The organism is Thauera sp., from assembly GCF_047601425.1.
Taxonomy (GTDB): domain Bacteria; phylum Pseudomonadota; class Gammaproteobacteria; order Burkholderiales; family Rhodocyclaceae; genus Thauera.
Genome location: NZ_JASGJL010000001.1, coordinates 300,097 through 319,438, shown reverse-complemented (window position 1 = coordinate 319,438; position 19,342 = coordinate 300,097). Strand labels below are relative to the sequence as shown.

Annotated in this window: 19 protein-coding genes and 1 pseudogene; 11 read left to right on the top strand and 9 right to left on the bottom strand. The window is 66.7% G+C overall.

Annotation, left to right across the window (positions count from 1 at the left end; all coding sequences use genetic code 11):
• The gene (locus QM748_RS01585; protein ID WP_415245332.1) at window positions 1-1,536 is read left to right on the top strand and encodes a 2-isopropylmalate synthase; all 1,536 of its coding nucleotides are present in this window, start codon (window positions 1-3) and stop codon (window positions 1,534-1,536) included.
• A 46-nt stretch (window positions 1,537-1,582) separates the two neighbouring features.
• Here QM748_RS01585 and QM748_RS01580 read toward each other — a convergent pair whose 3' ends face one another.
• The 3 genes from QM748_RS01580 to QM748_RS01570 all read right to left on the bottom strand — a co-directional run bounded on the left by QM748_RS01580 (window position 1,583) and on the right by QM748_RS01570 (window position 4,150).
• A complete protein-coding gene (locus tag QM748_RS01580; RefSeq protein WP_415245331.1) occupies window positions 1,583-1,939 on the bottom strand; it encodes a DUF2069 domain-containing protein in 357 nt (118 codons plus the stop codon).
• Window positions 1,936-2,535 (bottom strand): NAD(P)H:quinone oxidoreductase, encoded by a 600-nt coding sequence (gene wrbA, locus QM748_RS01575; protein ID WP_415245330.1) that lies wholly within the window; start codon window positions 2,533-2,535, stop codon window positions 1,936-1,938. The genes QM748_RS01580 and wrbA overlap by 4 nt, the downstream gene beginning before the upstream one ends.
• A 133-nt stretch (window positions 2,536-2,668) precedes the next feature.
• Window positions 2,669-4,150, bottom strand: coding sequence for a hypothetical protein (locus QM748_RS01570; protein ID WP_415245329.1), 1,482 nt, complete (start codon window positions 4,148-4,150; stop codon window positions 2,669-2,671).
• Window positions 4,151-4,374: 224 nt separating this feature from the next.
• Between QM748_RS01570 and rpsP the strand changes: the two genes are divergently transcribed.
• The 4 genes from rpsP (at window position 4,375) to rplS (ending at window position 6,549) form a co-directional block, all read left to right on the top strand.
• Window positions 4,375-4,626, top strand: coding sequence for a 30S ribosomal protein S16 (rpsP, locus tag QM748_RS01565; protein WP_263459744.1), 252 nt, complete (start codon window positions 4,375-4,377; stop codon window positions 4,624-4,626).
• A gap of 43 nt (window positions 4,627-4,669) precedes the next feature.
• Complete coding sequence (rimM, locus tag QM748_RS01560; protein WP_415245328.1) at window positions 4,670-5,185, top strand: ribosome maturation factor RimM; 516 nt, start codon at window positions 4,670-4,672, stop codon at window positions 5,183-5,185.
• Between the two features lie 47 nt (window positions 5,186-5,232).
• A complete protein-coding gene (gene trmD, locus QM748_RS01555; protein WP_415245327.1) occupies window positions 5,233-6,042 on the top strand; it encodes a tRNA (guanosine(37)-N1)-methyltransferase TrmD in 810 nt (269 codons plus the stop codon).
• Window positions 6,043-6,138: 96 nt separating this feature from the next.
• Window positions 6,139-6,549 (top strand): 50S ribosomal protein L19, encoded by a 411-nt coding sequence (rplS, locus tag QM748_RS01550; protein ID WP_415245326.1) that lies wholly within the window; start codon window positions 6,139-6,141, stop codon window positions 6,547-6,549.
• Between the two features lie 101 nt (window positions 6,550-6,650).
• Here the strand turns inward: rplS and lptG are convergent, their stop codons facing one another.
• Both lptG and lptF read right to left on the bottom strand, forming a co-directional pair.
• Window positions 6,651-7,724 (bottom strand): LPS export ABC transporter permease LptG, encoded by a 1,074-nt coding sequence (lptG, locus tag QM748_RS01545; protein WP_415245325.1) that lies wholly within the window; start codon window positions 7,722-7,724, stop codon window positions 6,651-6,653.
• On the bottom strand, window positions 7,721-8,806 hold the full coding sequence (lptF, locus tag QM748_RS01540) for an LPS export ABC transporter permease LptF (RefSeq protein ID WP_415245324.1): 1,086 nt from the start codon (window positions 8,804-8,806) through the stop codon (window positions 7,721-7,723). The genes lptG and lptF overlap by 4 nt, the downstream gene beginning before the upstream one ends.
• Before the next feature lie 154 nt (window positions 8,807-8,960).
• On the opposite strand from lptF, the gene QM748_RS01535 reads away from it, so the two are divergent.
• The 5 genes from QM748_RS01535 to QM748_RS01515 all read left to right on the top strand — a co-directional run bounded on the left by QM748_RS01535 (window position 8,961) and on the right by QM748_RS01515 (window position 15,343).
• Window positions 8,961-10,460 carry a leucyl aminopeptidase gene (locus QM748_RS01535; RefSeq protein ID WP_415245323.1) on the top strand — a complete coding sequence of 500 codons (1,500 nt, stop codon included), beginning with the start codon at window positions 8,961-8,963 and terminating at the stop codon, window positions 10,458-10,460.
• 11 nt (window positions 10,461-10,471) lie between these two features.
• Window positions 10,472-10,912, top strand: coding sequence for a DNA polymerase III subunit chi (locus tag QM748_RS01530; protein WP_415245322.1), 441 nt, complete (start codon window positions 10,472-10,474; stop codon window positions 10,910-10,912).
• Window positions 10,909-11,502 (top strand): hypothetical protein, encoded by a 594-nt coding sequence (locus QM748_RS01525; protein ID WP_415245321.1) that lies wholly within the window; start codon window positions 10,909-10,911, stop codon window positions 11,500-11,502. Before QM748_RS01530 ends, QM748_RS01525 begins: the two co-directional genes overlap by 4 nt.
• A gap of 176 nt (window positions 11,503-11,678) precedes the next feature.
• Window positions 11,679-14,549, top strand: coding sequence for a valine--tRNA ligase (locus QM748_RS01520; RefSeq protein WP_415245320.1), 2,871 nt, complete (start codon window positions 11,679-11,681; stop codon window positions 14,547-14,549).
• Window positions 14,550-14,572: 23 nt separating this feature from the next.
• A complete protein-coding gene (locus QM748_RS01515) occupies window positions 14,573-15,343 on the top strand; it encodes an SDR family oxidoreductase (protein WP_415245319.1) in 771 nt (256 codons plus the stop codon).
• Between the two features lie 121 nt (window positions 15,344-15,464).
• On the opposite strand, the gene QM748_RS01510 is transcribed toward QM748_RS01515, so the two are convergent.
• On the bottom strand, window positions 15,465-15,695 hold the full coding sequence (locus QM748_RS01510; protein ID WP_415245318.1) for a sulfurtransferase TusA family protein: 231 nt from the start codon (window positions 15,693-15,695) through the stop codon (window positions 15,465-15,467).
• A gap of 129 nt (window positions 15,696-15,824) precedes the next feature.
• Window positions 15,825-17,258, bottom strand: coding sequence for a M48 family metalloprotease (locus QM748_RS01505; protein ID WP_415245317.1), 1,434 nt, complete (start codon window positions 17,256-17,258; stop codon window positions 15,825-15,827).
• 101 nt (window positions 17,259-17,359) lie between these two features.
• Here QM748_RS01505 and moaC point away from each other — a divergent pair, with 101 nt between their 5' ends.
• The gene (gene moaC / locus QM748_RS01500; RefSeq protein ID WP_415245316.1) at window positions 17,360-17,887 is read left to right on the top strand and encodes a cyclic pyranopterin monophosphate synthase MoaC; all 528 of its coding nucleotides are present in this window, start codon (window positions 17,360-17,362) and stop codon (window positions 17,885-17,887) included.
• Window positions 17,888-17,927: 40 nt separating this feature from the next.
• Here moaC and QM748_RS01495 read toward each other — a convergent pair whose 3' ends face one another.
• Together QM748_RS01495 and QM748_RS01490 are read right to left on the bottom strand one after the other, a co-directional pair.
• Window positions 17,928-18,161, bottom strand: coding sequence for a hypothetical protein (locus QM748_RS01495; RefSeq protein WP_415245315.1), 234 nt, complete (start codon window positions 18,159-18,161; stop codon window positions 17,928-17,930).
• A 15-nt stretch (window positions 18,162-18,176) separates the two neighbouring features.
• Window positions 18,177-19,202, bottom strand: a pseudogene (locus QM748_RS01490) (sigma-54-dependent Fis family transcriptional regulator); the annotation flags it as partial.
• Between the last annotated feature and the right edge of the window lie 140 nt (window positions 19,203-19,342).

Here is a 19,342-nt window from a genome sequence, read left to right as displayed (position 1 = left end):
ATGAAAGACCAACTGATCATTTTCGACACCACCCTGCGCGACGGCGAGCAAAGCCCGGGCGCGTCGATGACGCGCGAGGAAAAGCTGCGCATCGCCCGCCTGCTCGAACGCATGCGGGTCGACGTCATCGAGGCCGGCTTCGCCGCCGCCTCCAACGGCGACTTCGAGTCTGTGCGCTCAATCGCCGAAGCGGTCAGGGAATCCACCGTCTGTTCGCTGGCGCGAGCGAACGAGAACGACATCCGCCGCTCCGCCGAAGCCATCGCCCCCGCCGCCCGCGGCCGCATCCACACCTTCATCGCCACCAGCCCGATCCACATGGAGAAGAAGCTGCGCATGACGCCCGACCAAGTCGTCGAGCAGGCGGTGAAGTCGGTTGCGCTGGCGCGCCAATTCACCGACGACGTCGAGTTCTCGGCCGAGGACGCCGGCCGCTCCGAGATCGATTTCCTGGTGCGCATCTTCGACGCCGTGATCCGGGCCGGCGCGAAGACCATCAACGTTCCCGACACCGTCGGCTACAACGTGCCCGAGCAGTACGCCGGCACCATCCGCACGCTGATCGAGCGCGTGCCCAACGCCGACAAGGTGATCTGGTCGGTGCACTGTCACAACGACCTCGGCATGGCGGTGGCGAACTCGCTCGCCGCCGTGCATGCCGGCGCGCGCCAGGTCGAATGCACCATCAACGGCCTGGGCGAGCGCGCCGGCAACGCCTCGCTGGAAGAAATCGTCATGGCGGTGCGCACCCGCGGCGACGTCTTTCCGGTCGAGACGCGCATCGACACCACCCAGATCGTGCCGGCCTCCAAGCTGGTGTCGCAGGTCACCGGCTACCCGGTACAACCCAACAAGGCCATCGTCGGCGCCAACGCCTTCGCCCACGAGTCCGGCATCCACCAGGACGGCGTGCTCAAGCACCGCGAAACCTACGAGATCATGCGCGCCGAGGACGTCGGCTGGGGCGCCAACAAGCTGGTGCTGGGCAAGCATTCCGGCCGCAACGCCTTCCGCGCGCGGCTGCAGGAGCTGGGCATCGAGATCGCCGGCGAGGAGCACCTGAACCACGCCTTCTCGCGCTTCAAGGAACTGGCCGACAAGAAGCACGAGATCTTCGACGAGGATCTGCACGCACTGATGCGCGACGAGGCGATCACGCCCGAGACCGAGCATTTCCGCCTGGTATCGAGCCGCTTCCATTCCGAGACCGGCGAGACGCCGCGCGCCGAACTGACGCTGGCCATCGGCGGCGCCGAGCAGCGTGCCGAATCCGAAGGTTCGGGCCCGGTCGATGCCGCCTTCAAGGCCATCGAGAGCGTTGCCAGCAGCGGCAGCCAATTGCTGCTGTATTCGGTCAATGCCATCACCACCGGCACCGATGCCCAGGGCGAAGTCACCGTGCGCCTGGCCAAGGATGGCCGCGTGATGGACGGCCAGGGTGCCGACACCGACATCATCGTCGCTTCGGCCAAGGCCTATCTGAATGCGCTGAACAAGCTGCAGAGCACCGCCCCGCGGCTGAATCCGCAGGTCTGAGCGGACCTCCCCCTGGCCGGACCCGGCCAGGGGCGTCAGGCCTCCCCTACTTCCCGGATGCCTGCCGCGACGGCGCGGTGTTGCGTGCGTAGTACATCGTGCTGAGGAACAGCAGCACCGACAGCGCGATCTCCACGCCCGCCAGCACCCCGGTCAAACCCGGATCAGCAGCGCGCATCACCCCTTCGGTGAAGTAAAGCAGCGACAGCATCGACACCCATTGATGGGTGTAGCGCTTGCCGCGCAGGACGCCGAACACCGCCGGCAGCAACGGCAGCGCCTTCAGCATCATCCACGAGCCGCCGGGACGAAGCGGTGCGAGCCAGACTTCCCACAGCACGCACAGCGCGATCAGGGCCAGCAGGCTGATGCTGGCAGCGAGGTTGAGCAGGCGCGGACTCATCGCTCACCCGCCAGCCGCAGCGTCACTTCGGCCAGGCGGCGCCCCTGGGCGCGCGCCAGCTCGATCTCGTCGGCAGTCAGCACCGGCAGGCCGTCCATGCCGGCAACGTGCGTCGCGCCATAGGGCGAACCGCCGCTGCGCGTGGTGTTGAGGCGTGTTTCGGCATAGGGGATGCCGAGCACCATCATGCCGTGATGCAGCAGCGGCACCATCATCGTCAGCAGCGTGCTCTCCTGGCCGCCATGCTGGCTGGCCGAGGACGAGAATACGCAGGCGGGTTTGCCGGTCAACGTGCCATTGGCCCACTCGCCTGCCAGCCCATCGAGAAAATACTTCATCGGCGCAGCCATGTTGCCGAAGCGGGTCGGGCTGCCCAGCGCCAGACCGGCGCATTCGGCGAGGTCGCGCGGTTCGACATAGGCCGGGCCGTCGGCGGGGATCTCATCCTCCACTGCCTCGCACACGGTGGATACCCGCGGCACGGTCCGGACCCGCGCTGCGGCACCGGGCACCTGATGGATACCGATGGCGATCTGCTCGGCAAGCGCACGGACCGAACCGCGATGGCTGTAGTAAAGAACGAGTATTTCCTGCATGGCTGTGCGCGAGAACCGGGAGGCGCGGATCATATCATTGGGGCAGCCCGCCTAGGCCTGGGCGGCCCGGAGCAGCCGCTTGGCCAGGAAGCATGCAGCCGGGCCACGGAACGGGCGCCGTGCAGCCTGCTCCTCAGATCGGATAAGGATCGATCTCGTAGCGAAACAGCTCGATGCTGGCTGTCTGCATGTCCAGTCCCAGTGCCCGCCCCTGTGCCACATACACGCGCGCCCCTTCGCGTACGAAGACGAAGCGGCGCGAAGCATAGGTTCCGGCAGGCGCCAGAAAAGCTGCATGGCGGCGCATCGGCTCCATGGCCGGCAGCGCCAGCGCCGGCACCACTCCCTTCAGCGTGGCGCCACGGAAAGCTACCTGCACCGCGTGATAGGACGGCGCCAGCACCTGCAGCCCCAATTCGATCCGGCCAGACGCTTCGCTACGCACCCAGCGCACTACACATACCGCCCAGGCCCCACCGGCCTGGCGCCTGACCCCAAGCACGATGCCGGCGACGATCTCGGCCGGCCGGCTGGCATTGGCCCCGGTTTCCGTGACACACATGATCGCGTAGCCGCCAGGACTTTCGTTGAGCACCTGCCATTCCAGTACCCGCCCGTCTTCGCCGCGCCCCCGCCCGAGTTCCCACAGCCCACGCAAGCCCAGACAGACCTGGATTGCATAGTGCTGGGGCCGCCGGGCCTGCATCCGCAGCGGGGAGCTCACCCAGCGTTCGCGCAAGGTGCGCAGCAGCGAAAGAAGCTCGACCGGCGTCAACCCCGGAGGCAGATCATCTTCATCGGCATCCAGCAATTCCACTTCGGGCACATCGCCGGTGTTTTCCGCTGCAGCGATCACCGCCTCCAGATGCTCGACATGCTCGCCAAGCACGCGCGCAAGCGGCACGAGGCTGAAGTGGCGCACATCGCCGCCTGCAGGCGCGCCCCTGCGCGCCACCGATACCGGCGCCGCATCCGCCCCCGGTTCGATCCACCAGCCGCCAACGAGCGACTCTCCCTCGGACTGCAACTTCAACTCGGGCAGACCATTCCTGAGGAAGTCGGCAATCCACGCCAGCTGGCGGGCCGTCAGGCTCTCGGGAGACGCGGCGGCGAGCGCCGCCATGGTGAAATAGGACGCATCGCCCTCGAGTTCCACCACCATCCCGTTGGCAAGCTTCCACAAGCCGGGAGGCGCGGTGTCGGCGGACATTGCCGCCACGACGAAAGCCTCGCTGCACAGTGCCAGCGCCAAGCGCCGCGAAGCGCAGGAATCCGGTGCGGAACCGGGCTGCAGGCTTTCCAGCCACTGCGCCATTTCCGCCAATGCTGTGGAGATGCCGGTCGATGCACGATGCAGCGCGGATGGCAACGGCAGGCTCGACTGCTGCAGCTGCGCACGGATACGGGCGCTGATGTCCAGCCCCCGCACCGCGCCGCCCTTGAGGCAGCAGCGCAACGCTTCATCTTTCTGCCCTTTGTTGCGCAGCAATTCCCCGAGGCGGGCACGCAGGGCCTGGAGGTCATCAACGACCTCGTCGGCAGGCTCGGACTCCAGCCAACGGAGGAAATCTGCCGCCTCATCGGCGACAGCGAGAGAAGATGGAGCCTGGATCATGGACAGAAAATGTTGTAAATGTTCATTTATCGCATTTTAGACATATTTGGCCGTACGGCTTTCTCCTCGCACAGGCCGGAACGTGTCGAAATAGGCAGCATTTCGCAAATACCATACTTGCCCATTGCCCCAGCCATCATTGGACGACTCAAGCTCGGCTTGATCCCGGCAGCGTTATGGACTATAGTCCATCGTTTTTCGCATCCACCGATCAGGAAAATCAGATGGTCGTCATTCGCCTTGCCCGTGGTGGCGCCAAAAAGCGCCCGTTCTTCAACATCGTCGCCGCCGATTCCCGCAATCGTCGTGACGGCCGCTTCATCGAGCGCGTCGGCTACTACAACCCGGTTGCCTCCGGCGCCGCGCAGAGCCTGGTGATCAACGCCGAGCGTCTGGCCTACTGGCAGCAGAACGGTGCCCAGCTGTCGCCGACCGTTGCCCGCCTGGCCAAGCAGGCCGCCAAGGCCGCTGCCTGAGCAGCGACGGTCCAAGCCAGAGCCTGAAAAGGCGGACAGGCACATGATCGTACTGGGGCGCATTGTCGCCCCTTTTGGCGTTCAGGGGTGGGTCAAGATCCATCCTTTCGGCGACGACCCCGTCGAATGGCGCAAGATGCCGCAATGGTGGCTCTGCGCCAAGGACGGCGCACCCGCCGAATGCTGGAAGCCCTACACGCTGCAAGCATGCAGGGCGCACGGCAAAGGCTTGGTTGCGGCCTTCGGCGAAGTGCCGGACCGCAACGCGGCGGAAGCCATCGATGGCTGGTACATCGGTGCTCCGCGCGAAGCCTTGCCCAAACCAGCGGAAAACGAATATTACTGGGGCGATCTCGTCGGCCTGGAAGTCTTCAACGAGGCCGGTGTTCGCCTGGGTGTCGTCAACGGCTTGCTGTCCACCGGCGCCCACGACGTGCTGCAGGTGAAGGACGAAACACGGGATGGCGCCGAGCGGCTGATTCCCTTCGTCGCCGCCTATGTGCTGGACGTCGATCTCGCCGCGCGGCGCATCCGCGTCGCCTGGGGCGAGGACTGGTAGGCGTGAGCGATCACGCCGCAACCGGGAGCAGTCAGGAAGAGGCTGGAGTGAGGATCGCGGGCGGCCTGCGCCGCTACGACCTCATCACCCTCTTCCCCGAGATGTTCGTCGCCCTGACGGGCAGCGGCATCACCCGCCGGGCGAAGGATCGCGGGCTGTACGCGCTGGGTTTCCACAACCCGCGCGACTTCACCCACGACCCGCACCGCACGGTGGATGACCGCCCCTACGGCGGCGGGCCGGGCATGGTGATGCTGGCCGAACCGCTGCTGCAGTCGATCGCAGCGGCACGCGCGGCGCAGCAGGCGGCGATCGGCGCTTCGGGCCCGGTGCTCTACCTGTCGCCGCAGGGCCGCCGGCTCGACCAGGCGGCGGTGATGGAACTGGCGGCACAGCCGGGCTTGATCCTGCTGTGCGGCCGCTACGAAGGCATCGACCAGCGCGTCATCGAACGCGCGGTCGACATGGAAGTGTCGCTCGGCGACTTCGTGCTGTCGGGCGGCGAACTGCCGGCGATGGTGCTGCTCGACGCGATCGTGCGCCAATTGCCCGGCGCGTTGAACACCGCCGACTCGGCGCAGGAGGATTCCTTCGTCAACGGCCTGCTCGACTGCCCGCATTACACGCGGCCGGAAGTGCTGGGCGAGGCGACAGGGAACGAAGACCGGGTGCCCGAGGTGCTGTTGTCGGGCAACCATGCAGCAATCCGCCGCTGGCGGCTGAAGCAGTCCCTGGGCCGCACCGCGCAGCGGCGGCCGGATCTGCTGGCCGGGCGGCAACTGAGCAAGACCGAATTGAAACTGCTTGAGGAATTCAGGCAGGAGCAAGCCGGGGCGGAAGACGGCAGCATCGTCTGAAAGCCCGACCATAAACGGCACGCACCAGGTGGCGACCTGCTCTGCGGCCAGGCCGATGCAAAGACAGAGGCCGACAACATTGATGGAGTATCCGCAATGAACCTGATTCAGCAACTCGAACAGGAAGAAATCGCCCGCCTGACCCAGGGCAAGGCCATCCCGGAATTCGCCCCCGGCGACACCGTGATCGTCCAGGTCAAGGTCAAGGAAGGCAACCGCGAGCGTCTGCAGGCATACGAAGGCGTGGTGATCGCGAAGCGCAACCGCGGCCTGAACTCCGCTTTCATCGTCCGCAAGATTTCCTCGGGCGAAGGCGTGGAGCGTACGTTCCAGACCTACTCGCCGCTGGTGGCCGGCATCGAAGTGAAGCGCCGCGGTGACGTCCGTCGCGCCAAGCTGTACTACCTGCGCCAGCGTTCGGGCAAGTCCGCACGCATCAAGGAAAAGCTGGACTACAAGGCCGCCGCTGCCAAGAAGGCTGCCCTGCAGCAACAGCAGCAAGGCTGATCGCCCTCGCGGTGACGCACGGAAAACGGACCTTCGGGTCCGTTTTTCATTTCCGGCTCAGCAGACTCCACGCTGCAGCCCCTCGACAGAAGGCAGGAACGTCAGCGCCGCTCGACGTAGTGGAGGATGCCGGCCGCAGCAGCCAGGAAGATCAGGCTGGGCGTCAGCGCGGCCATGATCGGCGGCCAGGCGTTGATCATGCCGAGGTTGGAGAACAGCCCGTTCAGCAGATGGAAACCGACGCCCAGCATCACACCCATGAAGATGCGGGCACTCGCGCCGCCCATGCGGTCGTTGATGAAGCCGAAAGGCAGTGCCAGCGCCATCATCACCAGCACGGCGAAGGGATAGATCAGCTTCTTCCACAGCGCGATCTCGAAGCGGTCGGTGCTCTGCTGGTTGTCTCGCAGATGCTGGATGTAGGTCCACAGCCTGGCCAGCGGCATGTGCTCCGGACCCACCATCAGCACGCCCAGCACTTCGGGCGAGAGATCCGAGCGCCAGGTGATCTCCGGCACCAGTTCGACCTCGGTACGGTCATCGAGGAAGCGGGTACGGGAAACCTCCAGCAGGCGCCAATGATCCTTGCCGTCGTGCACCCCGCGCCTGGCTTCACTGATCGACAGCAGACCATAGTCGTCACCGAATTCGTACACCCGCGCGTTCTGCATGGTGCGGTCGGGCAGCATCGTGCGGACGTTGATCACCAGCCGGCCGTCCTTGACCCACAGGCCCGAGCGCAACTGTTGCGACACGGTGGACTGGGTCGCCGTCAGCTTCCACTCCTGGGCAGCCGCTTCGGCCGGCGGCCCGACGTATTCGCCGATGAGGAAGGTCAGCACCACCAGCACGCTGCCGATCAGCGCCAGCATGCGCGCCAGCGCGCCGTTCGACATCCCGGAGGCGCGCATCACGGTGATTTCGGAATGGCGCGCCAGCGTCGCCAGGGCATACAAGGTGCCGATCAGCACCGCGACCGGGAACAGTTCGTAGACGCGGCCAGGCAGGATCATCGCCACATACACGGCCGCATCAGCGATCTGGTAGTTGCCCTTGCCGACGTCTTCCAGTTCGTTGATGAAGTCGAAGAAGGCGAACAGGCCCAGGAAAGCCACCAGCACCAGCGCCGTGGCCGAATAGATCTCGCGCGCGAGATAGCGGAACAGGATGCTCATGACGACCTCGCCCGCCAGAACGGCGACACCGCCAGCCGCTTGTAGAACAACAGCGCCAGCATGGCCAGCACGATCAGGTGCGGCAGGAACAGCCCGGCGCCGAAACTCATCCTCCCCTGCGCCACCCAGCCCTGGAACACCGAGATGGCGTTGCTATAGACGAGATAGGTGAACAGCGCGATCAGCAGGCCGTTGGCACGGCCCGCGCGCGGATTGACGAAGGACAGCGGAATGGCGAGCAAGGCCAGCAGCAGCGCGGACAAGGGCGCACCGATGCGGCCGAGTATCTCGCCCATGCTGCGATTGTCGCCCTGCGCCAGCAGCAATGCCGTGGGCAGCGCGCGCGTGCGCGAAGGCTGGCTGACTGCCGGCTTCTGTTCCACCTGCACTTCGTAGCGCTCGAACTCCATGACGCGGTATTCCGGCGTGCCTGGCCGGCCATCGTAGCGGCGCCCTTTCTCGAGCACCACGAAGCGGCGCCCTTCCTCGTCGTTGCGCATGTAGCCTTCGGCCGATGCGATCACGACCAGGCCGCCATCGCGCGTGTCCTCGCTGACGAAGACATTGCGCACCCGGCCATCCTCGCCGGCGCCGATCTCGACGAAGAACACGCGCTGGGCGCCGGAAGACTCGCGGAACACGCCGGGCGCAACCCGCTGGGTATCGTCGCGGCTGTCGAGACGGTCGCGGTATTCGCTGCTCTGCTGCTGCGCCCAGGGTGTCAGGTACAGCGCACCGGCGCCGACCACGGCCACCAGCGGCAGCGCGAACATCAGCACCGGCCGTATCCAGGCCGTCAGCGGCACGCCGGCTGCGAACCACACCACCATTTCCGAATCGCGGTAGCTGCGCGACAACGACACCAGGATGGCGATGAACAGGGTCAGCGTCAGCACAGTCGGCAACTGCGCCAGCGCGCCATAGCCGATCAGCGCCAGCACCGCCTCGGCCGGCACACGGCCGCCGGCGGCCTGGCCGAGCAGGCGGATCAGCACGGTCGAGATCAGGATCGCGAACAGTGCGACGAAGACCGCGGCGGCGGAGTGGGTGAATTCCCGCTGAAGGGCGCGGCGGAAGATCATCGCGCGATAGGACCGTTGGGCAAGAGTGTTGTGTGAAGATTGTGTGCAACTGGCCGAAAGGATCCGGCCGGAAGGCTTTTTGACGGGTTCCGGGCGAAGGCGCCATAATCGGCGGCAGTTCGCAAGACGCGTCTTCCCAAGGAAAAAAAAGCTGATGGAATTTACCATAAAGACCGGCTCGCCGGCGAAGTCCAAGGCCGGCCTGCTGGTGCTCGGCGCCTTTGCCGACGGGGTTCTGCCCACCGCCACCGCAGCCGTCGATGCCGCCGCCGAAGGCCGCATCGCCCACTACCTGAAGCGCGGCGATCTGGACGACAAGGCCGGCGCCACGCTGCTGCTGGCGGAACTGCCCGGCATCCACGCCGAGCGCGTGCTGCTGGTCAGCCTGGGCAAGCAGGACGACTTCGGCGACAAGGCCTACCGCGACGCGCTGGCCGCCGCCGCCAGGGCGCTGGCCGCGACGCCGGCCAAGGACGCCGTCGTCACGCTGGCCGACCTCGCCGTCGGCGAACGCCCGCTGAGCTGGAAGATGCAGCAGGCCGCCCGCATCCTGGCCGACGGCGCCTACCGCTTCGATGCGCTCAAGTCCGGCAAGGACAAGAAAGACAAGAAGGAACGCGGCGCACGCAAGCTGACGCTGCTGACCGCAACCGAACCGAGCGCCGAGTTCGACACCGCGGTGCGCTACGGCCACGCCGTCGCCACCGGCATGGCGCTGGCGAAGGACCTCGGCAATCTGCCGGGCAACGTCTGCACGCCGACCCACCTCGCCGACACCGCCCAGGCGCTCGGCAAGCAGTACAAGTTCGACGTCGAAGTCCTCGAGCGCGCCGACATGGAAAAGCTCGGCATGGGCTCCTTCCTGTCGGTGGCGCGCGGCTCGCACCAGCCGCCCAAGTTCATCGTCATGAACTACAAGGGCGGCAAGTCCAAGGCCAAGCCGATCGTGCTGGTCGGCAAGGGCATCACCTTCGACACCGGCGGCATCTCGCTGAAGCCGGCCGCCGAGATGGACGAGATGAAGTACGACATGTGCGGCGCCGCCAGCGTGCTCGGCACCTTCAAGGCCATCGCCCAGATGGGCCTGCCGATCAACGTCGTCGGCCTGATCGCCGCCACCGAGAACATGCCGGGCGGCGGCGCCACCAAGCCGGGCGACGTCGTCACCTCGCTGTCGGGCCAGACCATCGAAGTGCTCAACACCGACGCCGAAGGCCGCCTGGTGCTGTGCGACGCGCTGACCTACGCCGAGCGCTTCAAGCCCGAATGCGTGATCGACATCGCCACGCTGACCGGCGCCTGCGTCGTCGCCCTGGGCAAGATCCCCAGCGGCCTGCTCGCCAACGACGACGAACTCGCCGCCGAAATCCTCAAGCGCGGCACCGACTCCGGCGACCGCGCCTGGCAACTGCCGCTGTGGGACGAATACCAGGATCTGCTGAAGAGCAACTTCGCCGACATGGGCAACATCGGCGGGCGCTACGCCGGCACCATCACCGCCGCCTGCTTCCTGGCGCGCTTCACCAAGGCCTACAAGTGGGCTCACCTCGACATCGCCGGCACTGCCTGGCTGTCGGGCGATGCCAAGGGCGCGACCGGGCGGCCAGTGCCGCTGCTGTCCGAGTTCCTCGTCGGCCGCGCACGCGGCGGCTGAGCGGCTGCGGAATGGCGCCGAGCGTCCGCTTCTACCACAACACGCCCGACCGGCTCGTGCTCGCCTGCGAGCTGATCGGGCGTGCATACGGCAGCGGGCGCAAGGTGGCGGTGCGCATGCCCGACGGCAACAGCGCACGGGAACTCGACCGCGTGCTGTGGCTGCGAGACACCCTCGCCTTCGTCCCGCATGTGCTGCGCGACTCCGAACTGGCGGCGGAAACACCGGTCGTCATCGGCGAAGCCGTTTCCGCCGCCCCCTGGCCGCATGCCGACACGCTGTTCAACCTCGCACCGGACCTGCCGCCGGATTACCAGGAATTCAGGATCGTGATCGAAATCGTCGGCAAGACCGAAGCCGAACGCCTGCCCGCCCGCGCCCGCTGGGCACAGTACCGCGCGCAGGGGCTGGAGCCGAAGGCCTTCGACGCCGAGCGCAGGGTGGCGCTGTGAAGGACTGGCTGCCGCTGTCCCCCGACGAGGAACTCGAACGCGCCGACGACCTGCTGGACCAGGCTGACGCCTTGCTGGGCCGCCACCGCGCATCCAGGGAGACGGTTTCGGCCGGCAGCAATGCTTCTCCCCTCGGCACCAGCCTCGCCGACACCGATTCCGCCGATCTGCCCATCCTCACCGAGGTGGTCGATCCGTCCGAACTGCCGCTGGGCTGGAGCGAACGTGACCCTGATTCGCTGTCGTTCGCTTCTCCGCCTTCCGCCTCGCGCCCCACCGAGACGGCAACGCCGGTTGCAACCCCGCCGGCCTCCACCGCGGCCCCGTCCGCGATCACGACCGAAGATCGCGTCGCCTACCAGATCGCAGAACGCCTGATCGAGCTCGATACCCTGATCGCACGCAGCATCAACGACTGGATGGACCAGGAATTTCCGCAGATCCTGCAGCGCGAGCTCGACAACCTCAGCGAGCGCCTGCAGGTCGAACTCCAGGCCCACCTGCGTGCCACGCTGCTGCCCGAACTGTCGGCCCACATCAGCCGCCAGATGGAACGCAGTTCGGATCTGCCACCGCCACTGCGGAGTTGAGCCGTCTCCGTAGCAGTCTTACGGGGGCGCCTGGCCACGAAGACGGCCCCTTGGAGCGGCGCCAGGCTCTGCTCGCGGCTGCTCCTGCTCCCCAACACCTACCTGCCAGACACCCACCGGGCGCGGCGGGCGCATCCGCTATAATCCGCGCTTTGCCTTCACGCGCGTAAAACAACATGGAACTGGCCAAAAGCTTCGAGCCCGCTGACATCGAACGTCGCTGGTACCCCGAATGGGAATCCCGCGGCTACTTCGACGCCGGCCTCGACAAGTCGAACCCCAACGCCTTCTGCATCCTGCTGCCGCCGCCCAACGTCACCGGCACGCTGCACATGGGGCACGGCTTCAACCAGACGATCATGGACGCGCTGACGCGCTACCACCGCATGCGCGGCGACAACACGCTGTGGCAGCCCGGCACCGACCACGCCGGCATCGCCACCCAGATCGTCGTCGAACGCCAGCTCGACGCCCAGGGCGTCAGCCGCCACGACCTCGGCCGCGAGAAGTTCCTCGAGAAGGTCTGGGAGTGGAAGGAATATTCCGGCGGCACCATCACCCGCCAGATGCGCCGCCTCGGCACCAGCCCGGACTGGAAGCGCGAGCGCTTCACGATGGACGCCGGCCTGTCCAAGACCGTCACCGAGACCTTCGTCCGCCTCTACAACGAAGGCTTGATCTACCGCGGCAAGCGCCTGGTCAACTGGGACCCCAGGCTCGGCACCGCCGTGTCCGACCTCGAAGTGGTGCAGGAAGAAGAGGAGGGCAAGCTCTACCACATCCTCTACCCCTTCACCGACGGCCCCGTCGATGGCCTGCGCGGCCTCACCGTCGCCACCACCCGCCCCGAAACCCTGCTCGGCGACGTCGCGGTGATGGTGCATCCGGAAGACGAGCGCTACGCCGCGCTGGTCGGCAAGACCGTCGAACTGCCGCTGACCGGCCGCCGCATCCCGATCATCGCCGACGACTACGTCGACCGCGAGTTCGGCACCGGCTGCGTCAAGGTCACGCCCGCCCACGACTTCAACGACTACGCCGTCGGCCAGCGCCATGGCCTCGACATGATCGTGGTGCTGACGCTGGCCGGCGCCGTGCCGGCCGAAGCCGAAGTGTTCGACACCGCCGGCCAGGCCAAGGGCCAGGTCGCAATGCCGGCCTCGGTCGCCGGGCTGGACCGCGTGCCGGCGCGCGAGAAGGTCGTGACCGAACTCGAGGCCGCCGGCCTGCTGGTCGAAGCCAAGGCGCACAAGCTGATGGTGCCGCGCGGCGACCGCACTGGCGTCGTCATCGAGCCGATGCTGACCGACCAGTGGTTCGTCGCCATGAGCAAACCTGGCGCGGACGGCAAGAGCATCACCCAGAAGGCGCTGGAATGCGTGTCCTCGGGCGAGATCAGGTTCTACCCCGAGAACTGGGTCAACACCTACAACCAGTGGCTGAACAACATCCAGGACTGGTGCATCTCGCGCCAGCTGTGGTGGGGCCACCAGATCCCCGCCTGGTATGGTGACGATGGCCGGTGCTGGGTCGCCCACGACGAAGCCGAAGCGCGCGCGCTGGCCGACAAGGACGGCTACACCGGCGCGCTGCGCCGCGACGACGACGTGCTCGACACCTGGTATTCGTCCGCGCTGTGGCCGTTCTCGACGCTGGACTGGACGCCCGAATGGCCGGCGAAGAGCAACGACGCGCTCGACCTCTACCTGCCGTCCACGGTGCTCGTCACCGGCTTCGACATCATCTTCTTCTGGGTCGCCCGCATGGTCATGATGACCAAGCACATCACCGGCAAGATCCCGTTCAAGCACGTCTATGTGCACGGCCTGATCCGCGACGCGGAAGGCCAGAAGATGAGCAAGTCCAAGGGCAACGTGCTCGACCCGATCGACCTCATCGACGGCATCGGCATCGACGAACTGGTCGCCAAGCGCACCTTCGGCCTGATGAACCCGAAGCAGGCCCAGAGCATCGAGAAGAAGACGCGCAAGGAATTCCCCACCGGTATCCCCGCCTTCGGCACCGACGCGCTGCGCTTCACCTTCGCCAGCCTCGCCAGCCCGGGCCGCGACATCAAGTTCGACCTGTCGCGCTGCGAAGGCTACCGCAACTTCTGCAACAAGCTGTGGAACGCCACCCGCTTCGTGCTGATGAACACCGAAGGCCAGGACTGCGGCCTGGGCGAAGATCTCGCCTGCACGCCCGAAGTGCTCGACTTCTCCTTCGCCGACCGCTGGATCGTCTCCCGCCTGCAGCGCACCGAAGCCGAAGTCGCCAGCCAGTTCGAAGCCTACCGCTTCGATCTCGCCGCCCGCGCGGTATATGAATTCGTCTGGGACGAATACTGCGACTGGTACCTGGAGCTGGCCAAGGTGCAGATCCAGACCGGCACCCCGGCCCAGCAGCGCGCCACCCGCCGCACCCTGCTGCGCGTACTCGAAACCGTGCTGCGCCTGGCCCACCCGCTGATCCCCTTCATCACCGAGGAACTGTGGCAGACCGTGGCGCCGCTGGCCGCGCGCAAGGACGCCGACAGCCTGATGATGGCGCGCTATCCGCTGGCCGACAGCGCCCGCATCGACGAAGCGGCCGAAGCCAGGGTGACCGAACTGAAGGCGCTGATCCACGCCTGCCGCAACCTGCGCGGCGAGATGAACATCTCGCCCGCCCAGCGCCTGCCGCTGGTCGCCGCCGGCGACAAGGCCGTGCTGGCGCAGTACGCGCCCTACCTCGCCGGCCTCGCCAAACTCGCCGAGGTGGAGATCGTCGATGAGATCGGTGCCGACGAACTCGCTCCGGTCGCGGTCGCCGGCGAAACCCGCCTGATGCTGAAGGTGGAAATCGACGTCGCCGCCGAACGCGAACGCCTGGGCAAGGAAATCGCCCGCCTCGAAGGCGAGATCGCCAAGGCCGAAGGCAAGCTCGGCAACGCCAGCTTCGTCGACCGCGCCCCCGCCGCCGTCGTGCAGCAGGAACGCGACCGCCTGGCGGGCTTCAAGGCCACGGTGGACAAGCTGAAGCCGCAGCTGGTGAAGCTGGGCGGCTGACGGCCGCGACGAGGACACTGCCGATGAGCCAGAACGCTCCAAAACGCATCGCCCTGGTCACTGGCGCATCGTCCGGCTTCGGCCGCTCGATCTGCCAGCGCCTGGTCAAGGACGGCTACCGCGTCGTTGCCGCGGCGCGGCGCACCGGGCTGCTGGACGGCCTGCGCGCCGAGCTCGGGCCGGATCTGCTGGCGCTGGAACTGGACGTGCGCGACGCCGATGCCGTCGCCCGCCTGCCCTCCACGCTGCCGGAAGGTTTCCGCGACATCGACCTGCTGGTCAACAACGCCGGGCTCGCGCTCGGCATCGAGCCCGCCCACAAGGCCAGCCTCGAAGACTGGCAGACGATGATCGACACCAACGTCACCGGCCTGGTGCGCGTCACCCACGCGCTGCTGCCGGGCATGGTGGAGCGCAATCGCGGCCACGTCATCAACATGGGCTCGATCGCCGGCAGCTACCCCTACCCCGGCGGCAACGTGTACGGCGGCACCAAGGCCTTCGTCGCCCAGTTCAGCCTGAACCTGCGCGCCGACCTGGCCGGCACCCGCATCCGCGTCACCGACATCCAGCCCGGGCTGTGCGGCGGCACAGAGTTCTCATCGGTCCGCTTCCACGGCGACGAGCAGAAGGCGGCGTCGGTCTACAAGGGCACGGAAGCGCTCGGCCCGGACGACATCGCCGAAACGGTGTCCTGGATCGCCGCGCTGCCGCCGCACTTCAACGTCAATGCGATCGAGGTCATGCCGGTATCGCAGTCCTTCTCGGCCTTGCACGTGTCACGCTCGGCCTGAACCCTGCGGGCAGCCGAGTCGAGCCCGGGTTTTCGCCCGGATCCGCCGGATAAGCCTCTGCAAACGAAACGGGCTGACCGCATCACTCGGTCAGCCCGTTTCGCATTCACAGCCGGAGCGCTTACTTGCGCTTCAGGTAGAACTCGAAGGCCTTGTCCGCCGTTTCTCCCTGCTTCTGCAGTTCGTTGCCGGTCTGCTTGGCGAAGGCCTGGAAATCCTTCGTCGAACCGGGGTCCGTCGCCACCACGCGCAGCACCTGGCCCGGCTGCATCTCGGCCAGCGCCTTCTTTGCGCGCAGGATCGGCAGCGGACAGTTCAGACCGCGTGCATCCACTTCCTTGTCGAAATCCATCCTGTGTCCTCGCTTGGGTCGATATCAGTTTTTTGAATAGCTCGTCATTCTAATGGATGCCCAGCCAGGCCGAAAGAACACGCGGCAGGGCAAGCGAGGCCGGCCCATCGAATCCATCACGGCAAACGTTCAATCGTTACGGTCGCGCCTTTCCTCGATCAGGCGCTGCTTCAATTCGCGCATGCGTGCATCCACCGCGGAGAGTTCATAAAAATCGCCGTCCCCCGCCCTGCTTGCGATCTCCAGTTGCTCGATCGCCGCCGGCAGGCTGCCGCGCAGCCGATAGACCTCGGCCTGGGCGCGATGCTGGGCGGTAACCTTGCCCATATCCGCATAGGCCCGCGACAGCAACTGCCACAAGCGAGGGTCGGATTGCCGATTGTCCAGCGCACGGCGAAGGCCATCCACAGCCGCCCGCGGCTGGCCGCCGAGGATGCGCGCATCGGCCAGCGCATAGACCAGAGCATGATTGGACGGGAAGCTGCGCATCGCCGCCTCCAGCATCTTGATCGCGGCCGCACCGTCCTTGCGCGCCAAGGCGATCTCGGCGCGCAGGGTTTCGATCCACGGTGACGGCGGCGCCTTGGCGCGCACCGAGTCGAGCCGCTGGGCCGCCTCGTCCAGCCTGCCGGCGCGGAACAGGGCGCGAGCCAGGCCATAACCGGCAGCGGGATCGGCAGGCGCTTGCGCCAGCTGGCTCTCCATGTCCCTGACCGCATCGGTGGCGAGGCCGGCATTGGCACGCAGCTTGGCACGTGAGAAGTTGAAATCGGGCGAATCGACTACCTGGCGATAGCGCATCGAGCCGACGCGGTTCTCCATGTCGGCGATGCGCTCGGTCGTCAGCGGGTGGGTGCGCAAATAGGCCGGCGCATTGTTCTCGTACATGCGGGTGGCGCGCTGCAGGCGCTCGAAGAAGCCAGGCATGCCGCGCACGTCGAAGCCTGCGCTTTCCAGCGTCTCGAGGCCGACGCGGTCCGCCTCGCGCTCGAAGCTGCGGGTGTAGCCGAGCTGCGACTGGATCGCACCGGCCTGGCCCGCAGCGATCGCCGCCTGGCTGACGTCCGAATTGCTGCGCGCCGCCAGCACCGCGACCAGCAGCGAAGCCATCATCAGCATCGCCGACTGGCTCTGCTTGCCGACGATCTGGGCAATGTGGCGCTGCGTGACGTGGGCGATTTCGTGGCCGAGCACCGAGGCGAACTCGGATTCGGTCTGCGCCGCCAGCAGCAGGCCGGTATGCACGCCGATGTAGCCGCCGGGCAGCGCGAAGGCATTCAACGTGGAGTCGCTGACGACGAAGAAATCGAATTCCAGTCCGGGATTGTTGCTGACCGCCGCCAGCTTGTGGCCGATGCGATTGACGTACTCCTCGACTTCGGGGTCGTCCAGGTAGCTGGCATCGCGCCAGCGGATCTGGCTGATGATCTGCTCGCCGATGCGCCGCTCGGCGGCCGGCGAAAGCTCGGTCGCAGCAACGTCTCCCAGGTCGGGCAGATCGTAGGCATGGGCAGGAAAGGCCAGCGCGAGGCTGAGCAGCAGGGCAAGAGGTCGTCGCATCATCGGGTGCTATGATACCCGGCCGCATCGAAGCGTTCCCGCACGCCTGTATCGGGCTGTAGCCGGCGCCGAACGTTTCATTTCTTCATGGCTTCCGACTCCCGATGAGTACCGACGCAACCCGCCCCGACACCCCCGCTTTGACCTCTGTCCTGACCCATTTCGACGCCGAAGGCCAGGCCCACATGGTCGACGTCGGCGCCAAGGCCGAAACCCGCCGCGTCGCCGTCGCCACCGGCCGCATCCTGATGCTGCCGGACACTTTCGCCATGATCCGCGCCGGCACCGCCAGGAAGGGCGACGTCCTCGGCATCGCCCGCATCGCCGCCATCCAGGCCTCGAAGCGCACCAGCGAGCTGATCCCGCTGTGCCATCCGCTGCCGCTGACGCGGGTGGCGGTCGAGTTCGGGCTGGAAGAAGGCAAACCGCAAGAGGCCGACCATGCGGTGCGCTGCACCGTCACCGCCGAAACGGTCGGCCGCACCGGCGTCGAGATGGAAGCGCTGACCGCGGTCAATATCGGCCTGCTGACGATCTACGACATGTGCAAGGCGGTCGACCGCGGCATGCGCATCGAAGGCATTCGCCTGCTGGAAAAGCTGGGCGGCAAATCGGGGCACTGGCGGGCCTGAGGGCAGCTTGCCGGGTGAAGCCTGTCGGCGCCCCGACCCCTTACTGTGCTTCGTCCTTCGCTGCCAGACGGGAGATCACCAGCGGAAAGGCGCCGGATCCGGCAAGCGCGACGGCCGACACCAGAAACGCCAGCCCCGCGATCGGCTCCGCCAGCACGGGGTGGAGCTGGCCGCCGGCACCGGCGAAACAGATCACGGCCAGCACCATGCACAGCGCCGCGAGAACGAAAAGCACGAGCGCCGACAGCGGCAGGCGGCGTTGATCAGCGGACATTAATCCATTCTCCATTCAGAAATCGCGGCCCAGCTTGCGATACAAGGTATTGCGGGCAATGCCCAGGGCCCGTGCAGCAGCGGAGACATTGCCACCGTGATCAACCAGTGCCTGCTGGATCTGGCCCTCGTCCAGCCCCAGCGGGGGGCGGCCGCGCGGCCTGACCGGAACATACCGCGCGTCCCTTTCCTTTTCGCTTCCGCTTCGCAGCGCCGCAGTCGCCCGGGGCGCGATGGACGCCGGCACGGCGTCGGTGACGAAGATTTCCTCGGGCAGATGCTTCGGCAGGATCACCCGCTCGTCGTCATCGAGCAGCGCCAGCGCCACCCGCAGCACGTTCCGCAACTGGCGGATGTTGCCCGGCCAGGCATGGGCTTCGAAGAAGCGCATCACCTCTTCCGACACGCTGACGCCATCGCGCGGCAGCCCGGCGCATTCCGCCTCGATCAACTGGCCGGCAATGACATGAATGTCGGTACGTGCGCGCAGGGGAGGAAGATGGACGGTCAGGCCGTTGATGCGATAGTAGAGATCCTCGCGAAACAGGCCGCTCCTCACCGACTCATTCAGCATCCGGTGCGTTGCGGAGACCAGGGCGATATCGACCGGTACCGCTTCGCGGGCACCGATCGGCAGCACGCGGCGATCCTGCAGCACACGCAGCAGCCTGGCCTGCATGGCCAGCGGCATGTCGCCGATTTCGTCGAGGAACAAGGTCCCGCCATCGGCCTGCTGGATGCGCCCTACCGCGCCTTCGCGCAATGCACCGGTGAAGGCGCCGCCGGCGTAGCCGAAGAGTTCGGCTTCGATCAGGCTTTCGGGGATCGCCGCGCAGTTGAGGGCGACGAAAGAGCCATCGGCCCGTGGTCCGCTGTTGTGGCAGGCCTGCGCCAGCAACTCCTTGCCGACGCCGGATTCGCCCTGGATCAGCAGCGGAATGTCACGCCCCACGACCCTGCCCGCGCGATCGAGCACCCGCTGCAGGGCGGCATCGCCAGTGGCCAGGCCGGCAAGCGTCACGCACCCGTCGGCGACAGGCGCAGGAACGGATACCTGCACAGGCGCGTTCGCCTTTGGCATGCGTGCATCGGTCCGCCCCATCGTCGTTCGCCTCCAGCGCCGGCCCCACCGGCCCACTGGAGGCATTAAAGCAAAAAGCCGCCCGCTCCACCCGGCAGCGG

Coding starts and splice junctions, on each gene's coding strand:
- QM748_RS01535 (WP_415245323.1), top strand. CDS start 8,961: ATGGAATTTACCATAAAGACCGGCTCGCCGGCGAAGTCCAAGGCCGGC.
- QM748_RS01530 (WP_415245322.1), top strand. CDS start 10,472: ATGGCGCCGAGCGTCCGCTTCTACCACAACACGCCCGACCGGCTCGTG.
- lptG (WP_415245325.1), bottom strand. CDS start 7,724: ATGAGCATCCTGTTCCGCTATCTCGCGCGCGAGATCTATTCGGCCACG.
- lptF (WP_415245324.1), bottom strand. CDS start 8,806: ATGATCTTCCGCCGCGCCCTTCAGCGGGAATTCACCCACTCCGCCGCC.
- QM748_RS01515 (WP_415245319.1), top strand. CDS start 14,573: ATGAGCCAGAACGCTCCAAAACGCATCGCCCTGGTCACTGGCGCATCG.
- QM748_RS01580 (WP_415245331.1), bottom strand. CDS start 1,939: ATGAGTCCGCGCCTGCTCAACCTCGCTGCCAGCATCAGCCTGCTGGCC.
- rpsP (WP_263459744.1), top strand. CDS start 4,375: ATGGTCGTCATTCGCCTTGCCCGTGGTGGCGCCAAAAAGCGCCCGTTC.
- QM748_RS01495 (WP_415245315.1), bottom strand. CDS start 18,161: ATGTCCGCTGATCAACGCCGCCTGCCGCTGTCGGCGCTCGTGCTTTTC.
- moaC (WP_415245316.1), top strand. CDS start 17,360: ATGAGTACCGACGCAACCCGCCCCGACACCCCCGCTTTGACCTCTGTC.
- QM748_RS01570 (WP_415245329.1), bottom strand. CDS start 4,150: ATGATCCAGGCTCCATCTTCTCTCGCTGTCGCCGATGAGGCGGCAGAT.
- rimM (WP_415245328.1), top strand. CDS start 4,670: ATGATCGTACTGGGGCGCATTGTCGCCCCTTTTGGCGTTCAGGGGTGG.
- rplS (WP_415245326.1), top strand. CDS start 6,139: ATGAACCTGATTCAGCAACTCGAACAGGAAGAAATCGCCCGCCTGACC.
- QM748_RS01520 (WP_415245320.1), top strand. CDS start 11,679: ATGGAACTGGCCAAAAGCTTCGAGCCCGCTGACATCGAACGTCGCTGG.
- QM748_RS01505 (WP_415245317.1), bottom strand. CDS start 17,258: ATGATGCGACGACCTCTTGCCCTGCTGCTCAGCCTCGCGCTGGCCTTT.
- QM748_RS01585 (WP_415245332.1), top strand. CDS start 1: ATGAAAGACCAACTGATCATTTTCGACACCACCCTGCGCGACGGCGAG.
- wrbA (WP_415245330.1), bottom strand. CDS start 2,535: ATGCAGGAAATACTCGTTCTTTACTACAGCCATCGCGGTTCGGTCCGT.
- QM748_RS01510 (WP_415245318.1), bottom strand. CDS start 15,695: ATGGATTTCGACAAGGAAGTGGATGCACGCGGTCTGAACTGTCCGCTG.